The 16,401-nt window shown below is 62.9% G+C and carries 20 protein-coding genes; all 20 read left to right on the forward strand.

From position 1 onward, the window contains the following. Nucleotides 1-194 precede the first annotated feature (194 nt). The 20 genes from RHIZ70P_RS09620 to trbJ all read left to right on the forward strand — a co-directional run bounded on the left by RHIZ70P_RS09620 (nucleotide 195) and on the right by trbJ (nucleotide 16,390). On the forward strand, nucleotides 195-461 hold the full coding sequence (locus RHIZ70P_RS09620; protein ID WP_020818551.1) for a helix-turn-helix domain-containing protein: 267 nt from the start codon (nucleotides 195-197) through the stop codon (nucleotides 459-461). Between the two features lie 60 nt (nucleotides 462-521). Next, entirely contained in the window at nucleotides 522-797 is a 276-nt protein-coding gene (locus RHIZ70P_RS09625) for a DNA -binding domain-containing protein (RefSeq protein ID WP_020818552.1), read from the forward strand. Between the two features lie 128 nt (nucleotides 798-925). Then, the gene (locus tag RHIZ70P_RS23245) at nucleotides 926-1,258 is read left to right on the forward strand and encodes a transcriptional regulator domain-containing protein (RefSeq protein ID WP_231958351.1); all 333 of its coding nucleotides are present in this window, start codon (nucleotides 926-928) and stop codon (nucleotides 1,256-1,258) included. Continuing rightward, nucleotides 1,188-1,691 carry a DUF2285 domain-containing protein gene (locus RHIZ70P_RS09635; RefSeq protein WP_100237032.1) on the forward strand — a complete coding sequence of 168 codons (504 nt, stop codon included), beginning with the start codon at nucleotides 1,188-1,190 and terminating at the stop codon, nucleotides 1,689-1,691. Before RHIZ70P_RS23245 ends, RHIZ70P_RS09635 begins: the two co-directional genes overlap by 71 nt. Nucleotides 1,692-1,827: 136 nt before the next feature. After that, nucleotides 1,828-2,109 (forward strand): helix-turn-helix transcriptional regulator, encoded by a 282-nt coding sequence (locus tag RHIZ70P_RS09640; protein WP_010336149.1) that lies wholly within the window; start codon nucleotides 1,828-1,830, stop codon nucleotides 2,107-2,109. A 19-nt stretch (nucleotides 2,110-2,128) separates the two neighbouring features. Further along, complete coding sequence (locus RHIZ70P_RS09645; RefSeq protein ID WP_081874955.1) at nucleotides 2,129-3,274, forward strand: replication initiator protein A; 1,146 nt, start codon at nucleotides 2,129-2,131, stop codon at nucleotides 3,272-3,274. Then, the gene (parA, locus tag RHIZ70P_RS09650; RefSeq protein WP_100237033.1) at nucleotides 3,271-3,924 is read left to right on the forward strand and encodes a ParA family partition ATPase; all 654 of its coding nucleotides are present in this window, start codon (nucleotides 3,271-3,273) and stop codon (nucleotides 3,922-3,924) included. The genes RHIZ70P_RS09645 and parA overlap by 4 nt, the downstream gene beginning before the upstream one ends. Next, nucleotides 3,921-4,175: a hypothetical protein gene (locus tag RHIZ70P_RS09655; protein ID WP_038146356.1), complete on the forward strand. Its 255-nt coding sequence runs from the start codon at nucleotides 3,921-3,923 to the stop codon at nucleotides 4,173-4,175. Before parA ends, RHIZ70P_RS09655 begins: the two co-directional genes overlap by 4 nt. Continuing rightward, nucleotides 4,172-4,690, forward strand: a complete 519-nt coding sequence (locus RHIZ70P_RS09660) for a DUF2840 domain-containing protein (RefSeq protein WP_038146355.1) — start codon at nucleotides 4,172-4,174, stop codon at nucleotides 4,688-4,690. The genes RHIZ70P_RS09655 and RHIZ70P_RS09660 overlap by 4 nt, the downstream gene beginning before the upstream one ends. Then, the gene (locus RHIZ70P_RS09665; RefSeq protein WP_038146346.1) at nucleotides 4,687-5,232 is read left to right on the forward strand and encodes a S26 family signal peptidase; all 546 of its coding nucleotides are present in this window, start codon (nucleotides 4,687-4,689) and stop codon (nucleotides 5,230-5,232) included. The genes RHIZ70P_RS09660 and RHIZ70P_RS09665 overlap by 4 nt, the downstream gene beginning before the upstream one ends. A 35-nt stretch (nucleotides 5,233-5,267) precedes the next feature. Then, nucleotides 5,268-5,603 carry a DUF736 domain-containing protein gene (locus tag RHIZ70P_RS09670; protein ID WP_038146343.1) on the forward strand — a complete coding sequence of 112 codons (336 nt, stop codon included), beginning with the start codon at nucleotides 5,268-5,270 and terminating at the stop codon, nucleotides 5,601-5,603. Between the two features lie 4 nt (nucleotides 5,604-5,607). Then, nucleotides 5,608-6,318: a lytic transglycosylase domain-containing protein gene (locus RHIZ70P_RS09675; RefSeq protein ID WP_038146338.1), complete on the forward strand. Its 711-nt coding sequence runs from the start codon at nucleotides 5,608-5,610 to the stop codon at nucleotides 6,316-6,318. A 1,153-nt stretch (nucleotides 6,319-7,471) separates the two neighbouring features. Continuing rightward, nucleotides 7,472-8,704, forward strand: a complete 1,233-nt coding sequence (locus RHIZ70P_RS23250; protein ID WP_268877523.1) for a DUF3363 domain-containing protein — start codon at nucleotides 7,472-7,474, stop codon at nucleotides 8,702-8,704. A gap of 175 nt (nucleotides 8,705-8,879) precedes the next feature. After that, complete coding sequence (locus RHIZ70P_RS09685) at nucleotides 8,880-10,868, forward strand: conjugal transfer protein TraG (protein ID WP_038146330.1); 1,989 nt, start codon at nucleotides 8,880-8,882, stop codon at nucleotides 10,866-10,868. Nucleotides 10,869-10,882: 14 nt separating this feature from the next. Continuing rightward, complete coding sequence (locus RHIZ70P_RS09690) at nucleotides 10,883-11,344, forward strand: CopG family transcriptional regulator (RefSeq protein ID WP_038146325.1); 462 nt, start codon at nucleotides 10,883-10,885, stop codon at nucleotides 11,342-11,344. A 146-nt stretch (nucleotides 11,345-11,490) separates the two neighbouring features. Continuing rightward, on the forward strand, nucleotides 11,491-12,483 hold the full coding sequence (gene trbB, locus RHIZ70P_RS09695) for a P-type conjugative transfer ATPase TrbB (RefSeq protein WP_038148842.1): 993 nt from the start codon (nucleotides 11,491-11,493) through the stop codon (nucleotides 12,481-12,483). Continuing rightward, entirely contained in the window at nucleotides 12,480-12,812 is a 333-nt protein-coding gene (locus RHIZ70P_RS09700) for a TrbC/VirB2 family protein (protein WP_009450539.1), read from the forward strand. Before trbB ends, RHIZ70P_RS09700 begins: the two co-directional genes overlap by 4 nt. After that, a complete protein-coding gene (locus RHIZ70P_RS09705) occupies nucleotides 12,812-13,093 on the forward strand; it encodes a VirB3 family type IV secretion system protein (RefSeq protein ID WP_009450537.1) in 282 nt (93 codons plus the stop codon). Before RHIZ70P_RS09700 ends, RHIZ70P_RS09705 begins: the two co-directional genes overlap by 1 nt. Before the next feature lie 10 nt (nucleotides 13,094-13,103). Beyond that, complete coding sequence (gene trbE, locus RHIZ70P_RS09710; RefSeq protein WP_038148840.1) at nucleotides 13,104-15,611, forward strand: conjugal transfer protein TrbE; 2,508 nt, start codon at nucleotides 13,104-13,106, stop codon at nucleotides 15,609-15,611. Further along, nucleotides 15,608-16,390, forward strand: a complete 783-nt coding sequence (gene trbJ, locus RHIZ70P_RS09715; RefSeq protein ID WP_038148837.1) for a P-type conjugative transfer protein TrbJ — start codon at nucleotides 15,608-15,610, stop codon at nucleotides 16,388-16,390. Before trbE ends, trbJ begins: the two co-directional genes overlap by 4 nt. Nucleotides 16,391-16,401 lie beyond the last annotated feature (11 nt).

A 16,401-nucleotide genomic window follows, 5' to 3' on the forward strand; every position in this document is an offset into this window, starting at 1 on the left:
CTGCGCTGGTCGGCGTTACGGCCAGCACAAGTGCTGCAATTGCGGCATACAGGCGAATCAGTCGGGCTGCATGCTCAGCCGTGCAGATAACGCCCTGACCAGATTCGACGATTTCGTATGGCGTATCGGGCGAAGACGACTAAAATAGCCGTAGTTCTGGAATGCGCGCCGGTCGCGATGGGAGGTGATCATGCATGATCACCGCTCGACAGTCGCGGGCCGCACGCGCGTTGCTGGGTTGGACGCAGGAGACGCTCGCTGACAAGGCCCGAATATCGCTGACTGCCCTGAAACGCCTTGAGTCCGAGAACCGGCTCGAGGTGTATGAGACAACGCGGGATCAGGTGCGCCGGGCGCTTGAAGCAGCAGGGATTGTTCTCCTGTCCACGGATCGCGGGCAAGGAGTGTTGCTGGTACATGGCCAAGACGAGAAGAGACACCGACAGATCCATGACGCCTGACGGGCGCGGGCGGAATCATCGATCCGCTGCGGCGGCCTGTGCTCTGTGGCGACCCGCGACATGACATCTCCGCTTCCCCCCTTCGACGATATTGCACCTGTTAGCGACGAGCTGACCGAATATGACCGCGCGCATATCAAGCTCTATATGCGGCTGCTCGATGCCGCCGATGATGGGGCGGAATGGGCCGAAGCCGTCAATGTGCTGTTCGGAATTGATCCTGTTCGGGAACCGGAACGCGCCCGGCAGGTCCATGACAGCCATCTGGGACGGGCGCGCTGGATGACACAGAGCGGCTATCGTCAGCTGCTGCGTCATCCGACAGATCGGACCTGACCTCGCCGCCGTCGCACCAGTGATGCCTTCAGAGCATCACCCCATGTCTTTGTTCTGGCTTCCATCTCGGTAGAGGCACCGCAATTCTTTCACGCTCCACCTGTGCAGTTTCAACCAGGAGCGGAGCAATGAAGCCGGATACATCCCGCTGGCGAGACCAGGACCAGTATGAATTCTACGATGCGCTGCCCGTTGAGGGCGTCGCCTGGGAATGCCTGCGCCGTAACGCGTCCTATCAGGCCTGTTTCGATGACCTTGTAGCGCAAGGCGCCGGGCATCTTCCCCTTGCGGATCACGTCCAACATCGCTGGGGGTTGCGATTTCCCGGCAGACCCCGGCTTTTCCGCGCTCGACCAACCGGTCATCTGGTCGCCTGTTGCCAATCCGGACATGCTGATGCTCGGGGCAGCGCCCGATTTTCTTCCGCCTTCTCCGTCCGCCTTATCGGTCGATCTTGCTGATGCCATCTGCGGACCAGAGGGGACATATGGTGTCTGTGATGCCAGAGACGGCGTTCAATATCTGACCCTCACCGGCACCGATGCCAATTCGCAGCCGGCGATCATCCTGCCACTTGACGAAAATCTGCCGGATCGGCTCGAAGCCATTCTCAGGCTCTGGCACATGCTGGCCGGGAAACCCGCGCGCCGCGACCCCAGGATGACGCCGTATCAGCGCCGGCGGTTTCGCCTGATGATGCAAGCTGCCGACGGAAACGCCAACCACGCGACCTATCGTGAGATTGCCATCGCCATCTACGGAGAGGCGCGCGTTCGCGCTGAGCCGTGGAAGACATCGGCTTTGCGCGCCTCTGTCATCGCCCTTGTCCGATCTGCCGCCGCGCTGATCGACGGCGGTTATCAGGACCTTTTGCGCCATCGTCGCAAACCCTGACACTGACGTCTGATCGAGGGTGAGGATTCTACCCCTTCGATCTTCCTCATCCCCCATGCCGCCGCGCCTTCGCCACCGTGCGCATGTCATGCCGTTGATCGTCAGCGGCATCCTGCACAACCACGGAGGCCACCCCATGCGACCTGATCTCGCCGCCTTGCCGCCACGCTACCTGCGCACCAAGGAAGCCGCCGATTTCCTCAGTCTGTCCGCGCGCACGCTGGAAAAGCACAGAACCTACGGAACGGGACCTGCCTATCACAAGCTCGGCGGCCGCGTTGTCTATTCGGTCGAGGATCTCGCAGCCTGGGTTGCGCGCGGATCGGTTACCTCCACGTCGGACCCACGCGGACAGGTTCTCCCGGCGAAACCTCTACCGCCGACCGCATTCACCTCGCCCAAGCGCATTACGCGCTGAACACGGCGGTCAGCCCTCTATGGCAGCGCAGCACCCATCCGCCTCGGAACGCGGGCAACTCGATCTGTTTCGGGCGCTTCCCGGTGAACTCGCGCCACGAGACGCGCAGGATCTCATGGCCTATCCTTTCTTTTCCCTTTCCAAATCGCACCGTATCCGCCCGATTGACTTTGCCTTGGGCAACGTCTCGATCCGTGTCGAAGCTGTTCCCGATCACGGTATGGCGACGATCTGGGACGCCGATATACTGATCTGGGCGGCCAGCCAGATCGTGGAAGCGCGGGACGCCGGTCTGCGCACGTCGCGCCTGATGGCGGCAACGCCTTATGAAATCCTGACATTCACAGGGCGCGGAACCTCCCTGAGGGACTATCAGCGTCTGAAGGCGGCGCTGGACCGGCTGCAATCGACCACGGTTGCAACCTCGATCCGCCAGCGCGCGAATGGACGGCGACATCGTTTTTCGTGGATCAACGAATGGCACGAGCTGACCGATGCCAATGGCCGCCCGGACGGCATCGAGATGATCGTGCCTGACTGGTTCTACAGTGCGGTTCTGGATGACGCCCTGATCCTCACCATCGACCGGGCCTATTTCAATCTGACCGGCGGGTTGGATCGCTGGCTCTATCGCCTGGTGCGCAAGCATGGTGGGCGGCAGAAAAACGGTTGGCGGTTCGACTTCCGTCACCTGCACCAGAAATCGGGCAGTCTGTCGCCGTTCAAGCGCTTCGCCTTCGAGCTGCGCGACATTATCCGCCGCCAGCCACTGCCCGGCTACACCCTGTTCGCCGAGGTCGAAACCGGCGGCCGGATGCTGCTCGCTTTCGAGCCTGTCCCGGCCTGTGGAAAACCTGTGGATAGTCTCGTGCTATCGGGAACCCGGACTATCGTGCCATCAGGAACCGGAGGCTCGTGCTATCGGGAACCCAAACACCTCCTATCCTTCGGTAACAAAAGCGAAAATCGCGCCCTTAACTTAGAGTCTAACACAGAATCTAACTTTGAAGAGCGGCGGCGCGATGTGGAAAAGCTCATCGCGAAGGCTGGTGCGGCCCTCAGATCGGGTGCCCATAAAGGCAAGCTGACACCCCCAAAGCAAGGATCGCCCGCGTCAACAAGCACGCCTGAACTTCCTCTCGGCAAACCGGGAGGACGGCGATGATTGTCGCGCTCCTCAATCAGAAAGGCGGCGTGGGCAAGACGACGCTGGCGCTGCATCTCGCCGGAGCTTGGGCCGCGGAAGGCAAGCGCGTCATCCTGATCGATGCCGACCCGCAAGGCTCCGCACTCGACTGGTCGGAGCGGCGCAGCCATGAAGGGCTGCCAAGGCTGTTCACCGTCATCGGACTTGCCCGCGATACCCTGCACAGGGAGGCGCCGGAACTGGCGCGTGACGCGGATCATGTCGTCATTGATGGTCCGCCCCGTGTCGCTGGTCTGATGCGCTCTGCGCTGCTTGCAGCTGATCTGGTGCTGATCCCGGTGCAGCCATCCCCCTTTGACGGCTGGGCATCAGCCGAAATGCTGGCGCTTCTGAGCGAAGCACGCATCTATCGTCCCGAGCTTGCCGCCCGCTTTCTGCTGAACCGATGTGGGGCGCGCACAGTCATCGCCCGCGAAACGGCCCAAACACTGGCGGACCAAGATCCGCCGTTGCTGGCCACAACGGTCGGCCAGCGTGTCGCCTTTGCAGACGCCGCACAGACCGGACGGCTGGTCTCCGAAACCGATGGCGGCGAACGGGCCGCACAGGAGGTCACAGCGCTGGTGGCCGAGATCGATGGCCTCGGTATCAGGAAGATCGTGCCATGACACGTCTGCCCGTCAAATCCGGCTTCGCATCGCGTCCGGGCAATCCCGATAGCTGGGTCAGAGCCGCCGATGCGCCGGCAACACACAAGACGGCGGCGGAGGCGTTCACCGCCCGTCTGACCATCGACATCACGCCCGAACTGCGCGGGCGCATCAAGGTTACCGCTTTCCGGCGCGGCGTCACCGTCGCCGTGATGCTGCGCGAGCTGCTGGCTCGCGAGTTTCCACCCACCGAAGGAGATCAGCCATGACCGGCAAAACCGCGCGCGCTGCGCATGAACACCCGCTGGCGAACGGGCCTGCCCCGTTCACCACAATGGTCGAACTGACCTTCCAGAAGAAGAAGGTCGAGCGCTGGATACGCTTCGGCCGCAAGAGCTTTGAGCAGATCATCGACCGCCGCCGCAGTCTGATCGGTTTTGCGCCCGAAAGCATCTTCGCCTTCGTCCGCTGGGCCTCCAACGATTACGGCACCATCGTTTCGCGGCTCGACATCCTGCGCGCCGCCGGGCGTGGCGAACCGTACCAGACCGTGCCCTTCGTTCGTCCCGGCGGCGCGATTTTGCTGCGTATCGATGGCTGGCCGAAGGTCCAGCGGGTGCTGGCCCTGATTGATGCCGTGGACGCGCTTGGCGTCGATCCGGCGGATGTTGCGCCGGACCATTGGCGGCACGTCCACAACCATTTGAGTGCCGGTCAGGAACCCAATCCCTACACCCCGGAGCGCCATGCCGCATGGGTCAGCCGCGAGAGAATCGCGCCATGAGCCGCCGTCATATACTCGCCGTGTCCATGCTGGCCGTCGGTACGCTTGTCGCCACGGCGGTTGCCGATCAGCCAACCCGGCTGATCTGGAATGCAACCGCCAGCGCGCCCATCGGCTTCTACATAGTTGCTCCCGCCGATGCGCTCGAAGTTCCCGAACTCGTCGTCATCGCGCCGCCCGAACCGCTGCAGCGGTTCATGGTCGAGCGCGGCTATATCGGGCGGGGCGTGCCGCTGCTGAAGCGCGTCCTCGGCTTGCCGGGACAGCGCGTCTGCCGCAGCGGTGCGACGATCACCGTCGATAACGTCGAGATGGGCGATGCGCTGGAGCACGACCGCATGGGCCGCGATCTGCCGGTCTGGCAGGGCTGCCGCATCATCCGCGACGGCGAACTCTTCCTCATGAATTGGGACATCCGGGACAGCCTCGACGGCCGTTACTTCGGACCTGTTCCCGCCAGTTCCGTCATCGGCCGGGCGCTCCCGCTCTGGACCGATGAGGAAGGCGATGGCCGCTACGAATGGCGGGCGGCCACGCATTGAACCCACGCCAAATCCACCAACACAGGAGACACACCATGCCACAGATCGGTCAATTCGCGCGTGACGCATCCGGCTTCGCCGGTCAGCTCGTCACGCTCACCATGAAGCGCGATCTCGTCATCGTGCCCGCTGAACATTCCGATGCGGAGAATGCGCCGGACTATCGCGTCCATTACATTGAACATGACGGGCCGGAGGTCGGCGCTGCATGGAAACGCACCGGCGAAAAGGCTGGCGAATATCTCTCGGTGCTGCTCGACGATCCCGCCTTGCCGCAGCCGATCCGCGCCAATCTGTTCCGCGATGACGACACCGGCTCGTCATGGTCACTGCACTGGAGCCGCCCGCGGCCCCGCGAAGATCGGGACTGAGATCATGCGATCCCTCGCCCTTCTTCTCTTCACGGCCCTTCTGTCGGCTGGCAGCGGCTCGATGCCGGCCATGGCGCAGGTCACGCCGCAACCCGCGCCTGTTACCGCGCATCCCCATGCTGCTTTCATTGCAGAGGCGTCACAGCGTTTCAGCATTCCAGAGCAGTGGATTCGGGCCGTGCTGCGTGTGGAAAGCGCGGGCGATGTGCGCGCCATTTCATCGGCAGGCGCGATGGGACTGATGCAGGTCATGCCCGATACCTGGGCGGGCCTGCGCAGCCGCCATGGCCTCGGGCGCGATCCTTACGATCCGCGTGACAACATCCTCGCAGGTACGGCGTATCTGCGGGAGATGTGGGACCGCTATGGCAATGTCGCGGCCATGCTTGCCGCCTACAATGCCGGTCCCGGTCGCTATGACGAGCATCTGGCGACAGGTCGCACTTTGCCCGCAGAAACACGCGCCTATGTCGCCACGCTCGCACCTGTTCTCGGCAGTGCGACTGCGCCTGATGTGCCGACGATCGTGCCGCCGCCGCCACCGGATTGGCGCGAAGCCCCGCTCTTCGTTGCGCAATCCGGCGGCATTTCAGCGGCGGTTAATCAGCCATCGAGCGACATCCACGCAACCGCTTCTCTGCGCGATCCCGCCGTTCAGGAGCCGCAGGACAGCGGCATATTCGTGGCCCTTGCGAGCGATGGCGACAAGCCATGAGCATGGCGTTTACGCGCTCGTTCGGTCCATTTCCGGTGTGCAGTCAGGCTTGGGTGCGCCTGGCAGCATTCCCGGCAGGAAGGGCAAAAAGGGAAGGAAAGGCGGAGGGCAAGATAAAGGAAACCGGCACCCTGTCGGGGCGGTTTCTGGGCAAGCCCTTGTCTGCACACTGTTTTGGGACGCGGCGCACGGCACCATGCTTTTGGGCCTCGCGTGCCGCGATATGGCGCAAAGCCATGGCGTTGCTGGGTTTTGACCGGCACTCTAACCGAATATCGGCCGATTTTCCGCCGTCACGGCTTCGGATACGATGATGAGTGGCGACGACGAGAACCGCTTTCTCCCGAAGCCTGGCCGCATCAGGTCGGACGTGCCGAAGGCGGGCAAGGCGAAGAGCTTTCTGACGCAGGCAAAGAAGCTGGCGCGTCAGCATAGCAACCGCCCCGGCAGATCATCATCATTCGCATCACGGACCTACTCGTCGCCTTCATCTGGTTCGGCTGGAAAGAGTGGGAAGGCATCGCGGGCCGGCAAAGGTCCGGGCGTCAAGCGTGGCCGTGGTGCGGCCTTTGTCCGCGTCCGAACGCTGTCGGGCGGCTGGCGGCACAGTGCGGCCGGCGTGCGCCGCGTCGTCGTCAAGACCCGTTATGCCCAGAGCGCGTGGAAGAATGGCAAAGGGGCTGCCCATCTGCGCTACATCCAGCGCGACGGCACCTCGCGCGATGGCGAACGTGGCCAGCTCTATTCGGCGACCGAGGACCGCGCTGATGGAGATGCCTTCCTTGATCGCGGCAAGGATGATCGCCACCAGTTCCGCTTCATCGTCTCGCCCGAGGATGCCGCCGATCTTTCCGATCTCACCGACCACACCCGCGATCTGATGAGCCGCATCGAGGCCGACCTTGGCACGAAACTCGATTGGGTGGCGGTCAATCACCACAATACCGGCCATCCCCATGTCCATGTCATTGTTCGGGGGAAGGACGATCTGGGCGAGAACCTGGTTATCAATGGCGACTATCTCGCCAATGGTATTCGTGAGCGGGCGAGCGAACTGACCACGCTGGAACTCGGCCCCGTGACCGAGATCGAGCAGAGCCGCAAGCTGTCTGCCGAAATCGATCAGGACCGCTTCACGCGCATCGACCGCGCCATGACCGAGGAAGCCGAAGAAAGGTTCCTCGATCTGCGCCACGAACCGGCAGATGCACGCCGCCAGTTCAACCGCACACTTCGCCTGCGCCGTCTCGCCAAGCTGGAAAAGATGGGGCTGGCTACGGAACATGCACCCGGCGTCTGGGAGCTTGGCGCGAAGATGGAACCGGCGCTGCGTGAACTCGGTGAGCGCGGTGACATCATCCGCAACATGCACAAGGCGCTGAAGGCCGATGGGCAGGAACGTGATCCGATGACCTTCCAGCTTCACGATGCCGCACCCGCGGCGCCCATCACCGGCCGCGTCGTGGACAAATATCCCACCGACGAGATGGGCGAGAACCTGACGCTCGTGGTGGACGGCATCGACGGGCGAACACACCATCTTCCCGGCATTGATCCGGCCCGCGTCGAAGATGCCCGGATCGGCAGCATCGTGGAAGTCGGTCCCGCCGATACAGCACAACGTCCCTCTGATCGCACCATCGCTGCGATCTCGGAAAATGGTATCTACCGACCGAGCCGCCACCTCGAACAGGCGAAGTTCGAGGGACGTGTGCCGGGTGGCGATTATGAGGGCTATGTCGATGCCCATGTCCGGCGATTGGAATCGCTACGCCGGGCCGGGATTGCCGAGCGGATCGACGCCGACCAGTGGCACATCCCCGAAGACTTCGAGAGCCGCGCCACCGCCTATGATGCCGGTCGCAACCGGCAGGCCAGCATCCGTGTCGTCTCGACCTTCGATCTGGAAAAGCAGATTGGGTCCGATGGCGCGACCTGGCTCGACCGGCGATTGGTCACACCGGACGCCTCGGACCTTACCCCGGCAGGGTTCGGCCAGCAGGTGCGCGAGGCTATGGACCAGCGGCGTGAACACCATATCGCACAGGGCGATGCCACGCGGCAGCAGAATGGACGCATCCTCTATCGGCGCAACCTGCTCGCCAATCTGCGAGAAAGGGAAGTGGCCCGCGTCGGTGCGGAAATGGCCAGCAGCAAAGGCTTGCCGTTCCGGGCGGCTGCCGATGGCGAAAATATCAGCGGCAAGTTCACCGGGACCGCACATCTATCGAGCGGCAAGTTCGCCATTGTCGAAAAGAGCCACGAGTTCACTCTTGTCCCATGGCGGCCAGTGATCGACCGCCAGCTCGGCCGCGAGATTGCGGGCATCGTGCAGGGTGGATCGGTATCGTGGCAAATGGGGCGAACACGAGGGCTCGGGATTTGAGCCTTTGCCGATCTGGCACCTCGCAAATTGTTCTGTCGACATCGGCATCTGAAAGGGCCTGTCCGATGTGCCGCCGATAGTATCCGGCAACACGGCACCCCTGCTTTTCCTATTGCCGCTTTCGAAAACGTCTATTCTTTGATCGGCTCCGACTCTCTTGCCGATTGGAGCCTGTATGCGTGGTGGCCGAATACTCTGGGGCCAGATCATTGTCGTATTCACCATTGTCCTGGTGATGGTCTGGACTTCGACACAATGGGTGGCCTTCCGCCTTGGCTTTCAGCCCCAGCTCGGCAATCCATGGTTCGATGTTGCGGGATGGCCGGTCTATTATCCTCCGGCCTTCTTCTGGTGGTGGTTTTCCTATGACGCCTATGCGCCCGGTATTTTCACCGAGGGCGCGTTCATCGCCACGTCCGGGGCGTTGTTCGCTATCGCCGCCGCTTTTTTCATGTCGATCATCCGGGCGCGCGAGGCGCGCAACGTCGCCACCTACGGTTCGGCGCGATGGGCCGAAGACAAGGAAATCCATGCTGCCGGACTGCTCGGTCCCGATGGCGTGGTCCTTGGCAGGCACAGCAAGGACTATCTCCGGCACGACGGCCCCGAGCATGTCCTTTGTTTCGCGCCCACCCGATCAGGCAAAGGCGTCGGTCTCGTTGTGCCGACGCTGCTGACCTGGCCGGGAAGTTGCATCGTGCACGACATCAAGGGTGAGAACTGGAATCTGACGGCCGGCTTCCGGTCCCATCACGGCCGCGTCCTGCTGTTCGATCCGACCAATGTGCATTCCGCAGCTTACAACCCGCTGCTGGAAGTCCGTCAGGGGGAGTGGGAAGTCCGCGATGTCCAGAACATCGCGGATATTCTGGTCGATCCCGAGGGCAGTCTCGACAAGCGCAACCACTGGGAAAAGACCAGCCATTCGCTACTGGTCGGCGCCATCCTGCATGTACTCTATGCCGAGAAGGACAAGACGCTGGCCGGCGTCGCGAGTTTTCTGTCCGATCCCCGCCGTCCGGTCGAGGCAACCTTGCGCGCCATGATGGACACACCGCATCTGGGCGAAGCCGGTGTGCATCCCGTCATCGCTTCGTCGGCACGCGAGCTGTTGAACAAATCCGAGAACGAACGCTCCGGTGTGCTGTCCACGGCGATGTCCTTTCTCGGCCTCTACCGAGATCCGGTCGTGGCCCGCGTGACGGCCCGCTGCGACTGGCGCATTGCTGATCTGGTCGGAGCAAAAAAAACCGTCAGCCTCTACCTCGTCGTACCGCCCTCGGACATCAACCGGACCAAACCGCTGATCCGTCTGATCCTCAATCAGGTCGGGCGGCGGCTGACCGAGGAGCTGGAAACCACCGAAAAACGCCACCGTCTCCTGTTGATGCTGGACGAGTTCCCCGCGCTCGGGCGGCTTGATTTCTTTGAATCGGCGCTCGCCTTCATGGCCGGCTACGGCCTCAAAGCGTTCCTGATCGCGCAGTCGCTCAACCAGATCGAGCGGGCCTATGGACAGAACAACGCCATTCTCGACAACTGCCATGTGCGTGTCGCCTTTGCTGCCAATGATGAACGCACCGCCAAACGGATCAGTGATGCGCTCGGCACGGCGACAGAAATGCGCGATTCCACCAACTATGCCGGTCATCGCCTCGCGCCATGGCTCGGGCATCTCATGGTTTCACGGCAGGAAACGGCGCGGCCACTCCTGACGCCCGGCGAAATCATGCAGCTTCCGCCAACCGACGAGATCGTCATGGTGGCGGGCGTGCCGCCGATCCGCGCGGCTAAGGCGCGCTATTACGCCGATACGCGGTTTCAGGAACGGGTGTTGCCGCCGCCCGATCTGCGCAAGCCGTCGGTGAAGATGGTAACATCGGCGCCAGACGACTGGACGAGCCGTGTTGTTGCGGCCGCGGCCGGCCACGGCCCCACGTCGAACACGTCCGACGACGATCCTGCCAATGCCGGTATCCGTCGTGAGCCGGAGCTTCCCGAGCATGAGGAAATCATCCCGCCACCACCGCCGCCATCGCAGGAGTTTGATTTTCTCGATGATGAGCCCGACGTCGATGCCGCCAAAGCCCGCGCCATGCGTCAGCGGATGCGCATGGTCGCGCGGCAGGCGTCACTCGACCCAAATGACGGCATCGAGCTTTGAGAAGGAAGACAGGCATGACGAGTCGCACCCGCATGAATGTCTACTTCTCCTCGGATCTGCTGAAGCAGGTCGAGGGTCTGGCGCTGCGTCGCAATGTTTCAAAATCCGCAGTGATCGAGGCTGCGGTCGCATCCTTCCTGTCCGGTGACACGACCGAACGGCTAGAAGCCGCAATGTCGCGACGCCTGGATAAGCTTGGCCGCCAGTTCGATATGCTGGACGAAGATGTCGCCATCCTCGGCGAGACGCTTTCGCTGTTCGTACAATTCTGGCTCACCATGACGCCGCCGCTGTCAGATAGCGCGAAACAATCGGCGCGCATCAAGGGCAACGAGCGCTTCGAAGGCTTCATGCAGACGCTGGGCAAGCGCCTGGCTTCCGGCGACAGGTTCCTGAAAGAGTTGTCGCGGGATATGGATTCGCTTCCCGATCTTTCGTCGCAAGGCCAGTCTGAAGCCGATGGAAACCAGCCCTGAACGTTCGATCCATCCGATTTGCCGCCGTCAGCCGCCGATGCCCGCACGCGCACAAACATCTGTTGAAACGGCCCTAAATCAGGTTCTTTTAATCGACCCCAATCCGGGGTCCGTCTTTTGCGCGTCCCGCCATGAACGGGGCCGCCATGACCGCATCACATCAGAAACCCGAGACGATTGCGCGTGGTGCGCGGATGCTGCGCACCGCGCTCGGGGCATCGATTGCCCGGTTTCTGGAAGATCCCGGTGTGGTCGAGGTGATGCTGAATCCCGATGGCCGCATCTGGGTGGATCGGCTCTCCGAAGGTCTGGCCGATACGGGAGAGAGGCTGTCTGCGGCTGATGGCGAGCGGATCGTCAGGCTGGTCGCCCATCATGTTGGCGTCGAAGTTCATACCCGAAGTCCGCGTGTATCGGCCGAACTGCCTGAGACCGGAGAGCGCTTCGAAGGGTTGCTGCCGCCTGTCGTCACGGCGCCGACCTTTGCCATCCGCAAGCCCGCCGTCGCGGTGTTCACGCTCGACGACTATGTAAACGCCGGGATCATGACCAGCCATCAGGCCGAGGTGTTGCGCCTGAACGTCGCCACGCGGGCCAATATCCTCGTCGCGGGCGGCACCTCCACTGGCAAGACCACGCTGACCAACGCGCTGCTGGCAGAAGTCGCCAAGACTTCGGATCGCGTCGTGATCATTGAAGACACGCGCGAACTGCAATGCGCCGCGCCCAATCTGGTCGCGATGCGCACCAAAGATGGCGTGGCGACGCTCTCCGATCTGGTGCGTTCGTCGCTACGCCTGCGCCCGGATCGCATCCCGGTCGGCGAGGTGCGCGGGTCCGAAGCTCTCGACCTCCTTAAAGCCTGGGGCACCGGCCATCCGGGCGGGATCGGCACCATCCATGCCGGTTCCGGCATTGGCGCGCTGCGACGCCTCGAGCAGCTCATCCAGGAAGCCGTCGTCACCGTCCCGCGCGCCCTGATCGCCGAGACCATCGACCTTGTCGCCGTTCTTGCCGGACGTGGATCGTCCCGCCGCCTGGTCGAACTCGCCCGCGTCGATGGGCTGGGAGCGGACGGCGACTACGCCATCACGCATCCCATTACTTTGGCAACCACCCCGAAAGGAAACCCTTCATGATCCGCACGATTTCACGCGGCTGCCGCATCATGGCAACCGCCGCTGCCACTGTTTCCATCAGTCTGATGCTGGCGCCTGCCGCACACGCCTCCGGCTCCTCCATGCCCTGGGAGGCCCCGCTTCAGTCGATCCTCCAGTCGATAGAAGGTCCTGTCGCCAAGATCATCGCCGTCATCGTCATCATCGCCACCGGCCTGGCGTTGGCCTTTGGCGATACCTCCGGCGGCTTCCGCCGCCTGATCCAGATCGTCTTCGGCCTGTCCATCGCCTTCGCTGCGTCGAGCTTCTTCCTGTCGTTCTTCTCGTTCGGCGGCGGGGCGCTCATCTGATGGCGGGCGGGTTTGAACAGCTCGATGCGGTGCCGGGCTTCTCCATCCCGGTTCACCGGGCGCTGACCGAGCATATCCTGCTCGGCGGCGCACCGCGTTCGATTGCCATCGTCAACGGCACGCTGGCCGGCGCCGTCGGCCTCGGCCTTCGTCTCTGGCTGGTTGGCATCGCCATCTGGGCGGTCGGACATTTCCTCGCGGTATGGGCTGCCAAACGCGATCCGCTTTTTGTCGAGGTGGGCCGCAGGCATCTGCGCATCCCCGGTCATCTGTCGGTGTGAAGGCGCGCCCATGATGAACCTCACCGAATATCGCCGTACCGCCACCCGCCTCGCGGATTTCCTGCCCTGGGCCGCGCTCGTTGGCTCGGGCGTCGTGCTGAACAAGGACGGCAGTTTCCAGAGGACAGCGAAGTTTCGCGGGCCGGATCTGGATTCCGCTGTCGCCGCCGAGCTGGTCGCGGTCGCCGGGCGCATCAACAACGCCGTGCGCCGCCTCGGCTCCGGCTGGTCGATCTTTGTTGAGGCTCAACGAAGCGAAGCCGCGATCTATCCCGGCAGCCAATTTCCTGATCCGGCTTCCGCTCTGGTCGATGCCGAGCGCAAGGCTGCCTTTGAGGAAGCGGGCACGCATTTCGTGTCAGGTTACTTCCTGACCTTCCTCTGGCTGCCACCCGCCGAAGATGCAGCTCGCGCCGAGACCTGGCTCTACGAGGGCCGTGAGCAATCCGGCGTCAATCCATGGGAGCTGATGCGCGGCTTCATCGACCGCACCGACCGCGTGCTGGCGCTGCTCGACGGCTTCATGCCCGAATGCCACTGGATCGATGACGCGGGCACGCTGACCTATCTCCATTCCACGATTTCCACGAACCGCCATCGTGTCCGCGTACCCGAAGTGCCCATGCACCTCGATGCGCTGCTGGCCGATCAGCCGCTGACTGGCGGTCTGGAACCGCGCCTTGGTGACAAGCATCTGCGCGTCCTGACCATTATCGGCTTTCCGACAGCGACCACGCCCGGCCTGCTCGACGAGATGAACCGGCTCGCGTTCCCGTATCGCTGGTCCACCCGCGCCATCCTGATGGACAAGACGGACGCGACGAAACTCCTCACCAAAATCCGCCGTCAATGGTTCGCCAAGAGAAAATCCATCGCCGCGATCCTCAAGGAGGTGATGACCAACGAGCAATCGGCGCTGGTGGACACCGATGCGTCCAACAAGGCGCTCGATGCCGACATGGCCTTGCAGGAACTGGGCGCTGACGTCGCCGGCATGGCCTATGTCACAGCAACCGTCACCGTCTGGGACGCCGACCCCCGTATCGCCGACGAGAAGCTGCGTCTGGTCGAGAAGATCATTCAGGGCCGTGACTTCACGGCCATGCCGGAAACTGTCAATGCCGTCGATGCCTGGCTAGGCTCGATCCCCGGACATGCCTACGCCAATGTCCGGCAGCCGCCGATCTCGACGCTCAACCTCGCCCACATGATCCCTCTATCGGCCGTGTGGGCGGGGCCGGAACGGAACGAACATCTCGGAGCGCCCCCCTTGCTGTACGGCAAGACCGAAGGTTCGACTCCGTTCCGGCTTTCCCTTCATGTCGGCGACGTGGGCCATACCCTCGTCGTCGGCCCGACCGGCGCGGGCAAGTCCGTGCTGCTGGCGCTGATGGCGTTGCAATTTCGCCGCTATGATCGCAGCCAGATTTTCGCTTTCGATTTCGGGGGATCGATCCGGGCATCCGCGCTCGCCATGGGGGGCGACTGGCATGATCTCGGCGGTGGGTTGACCGAGGGATCGGAGGTTTCCGTTTCCCTGCAACCGCTGGCGCAGATCGATGATGCCTATGAGCGGTCATGGGCCGCTGACTGGATCGCCGCGATCCTGATGCGTGAAGGCATGACCATCACGCCGGAGGTGAAGGAGCACATCTGGACGGCACTGACATCGCTGGCATCCGCCCCGGCGGGGGAACGGACCATCACCGGCCTTGCCGTGCTGCTGCAATCCAACGATCTGAAACAGGCGTTGCGCCCATACTGCATTGGCGGCGCCTATGGCCGGTTGCTCGACGCCGAGGCCGAACATCTCGGATCAGCCGATGTACAGGCCTTCGAGATCGAGGGGCTGGTCGGCACTGGGGCTGCGCCTGCCGTCCTGTCCTATCTGTTTCATCGGATCGGCGACCGGCTCGACGGTCGGCCAACCCTGCTCATCATCGACGAAGGCTGGCTGGCGCTCGATGATGAGGGGTTCGCCAATCAGCTCCGCGAATGGCTGAAGACACTCAGGAAGAAGAACGCTTCCGTCATCTTCGCCACGCAGTCGCTCTCGGACATTGACGGCAGCAATATCGCGCCCGCCATCATCGAAAGCTGCCCGACGCGGCTGCTTCTCCCGAATGAACGCGCCATCGAGCCGCAGATCACGGCAATCTACCGCCGCTTCGGCCTCAATGACCGGCAAATCGAGATCCTCGCGCGGGCCACGCCCAAGCGGGACTACTACTGCCAATCGCGGCGCGGCAATCGCCTGTTCGAGCTTGGCCTCAGCGAAGTCGGTCTCGCGCTCTGCGCCGCATCATCCAAATCCGATCAGACCCGTATCGCCGAACTCGTCGCCGAGCATGGGCAGGACGGTTTTCTCGCGGCCTGGCTGCGCGATCGCGGCGTCGAATGGGCCGTCGATCTGATCCCGAACCTTACCAATCTTGTCGAACGGACAGAGCCTGCTCGGCCGGTCGCGCCGGATCAAATCCATCCAGATGACAGCCAAGAAAAGGAGACCCTGCCATGATCCGTATCCCCGTTTCCCGATATGTCAGTGCATCCGTGCTGGCGCTGACGCTCGCCATGCCTGTTGCACTGTCGCCCATGCTGACAAGCCCCGCTCACGCTTTTGGCTTCGGCCGCATCGTCTATGATCCGACCAACTATGCCCAGAACCTTCTAACCGCCGCCCGTACGCTGGAGCAGATCAACCACCAGATCACCTCGCTTCAGAATGAAGCGCAGATGCTCATCAATCAGGCGAAGAATCTTGCCAATCTGCCGTATTCCTCGCTCCAGACTTTGCAGCAGAACGTCCAGCGCACGCAGCAGCTTCTGGCTCAGGCGCAGAACATTGCCTTCGACGTGCAGAACGTCGACCAGGTGTTCCAACAGAAATACGGCAAGGTTTCGCTGTCCGCGACCGACGCCCAGCTCGTCGCCGATGCGCGGTCCCGCTGGCAGAATACGGTCGGCGGCTTGCAGGACGCCATGCGCGTGCAGGCCGGTGTCGTCGGAAATATTGACACCAACCGCGCTGAAATGTCCGCCCTTGTCGGGCAGAGCCAGAACGCGACCGGCGCGTTGCAGGCGACACAGGCGGGCAATCAGCTTCTCGCGCTCCAGTCGCAGCAGCTTTCCGACCTGATCGCGCTGATGTCCGCCAATGGTCGCTCCGAAGCCCTGATCGAGGCCGAGCGTGCCACCGCCGCCGAACAGGGCCGCATCCTGCGCGAGCGCTTTCTGACGCCGGGATCGGGCTATCAGCCTGGCAATGCCCGGATGTTCGGCAACGGCAACAACTGACCGGACAGGAG

It is taken from the genome of Paenirhizobium selenitireducens ATCC BAA-1503, assembly GCF_900492185.1.
Lineage (GTDB): Bacteria > Pseudomonadota > Alphaproteobacteria > Rhizobiales > Rhizobiaceae > Allorhizobium > Allorhizobium selenitireducens_A.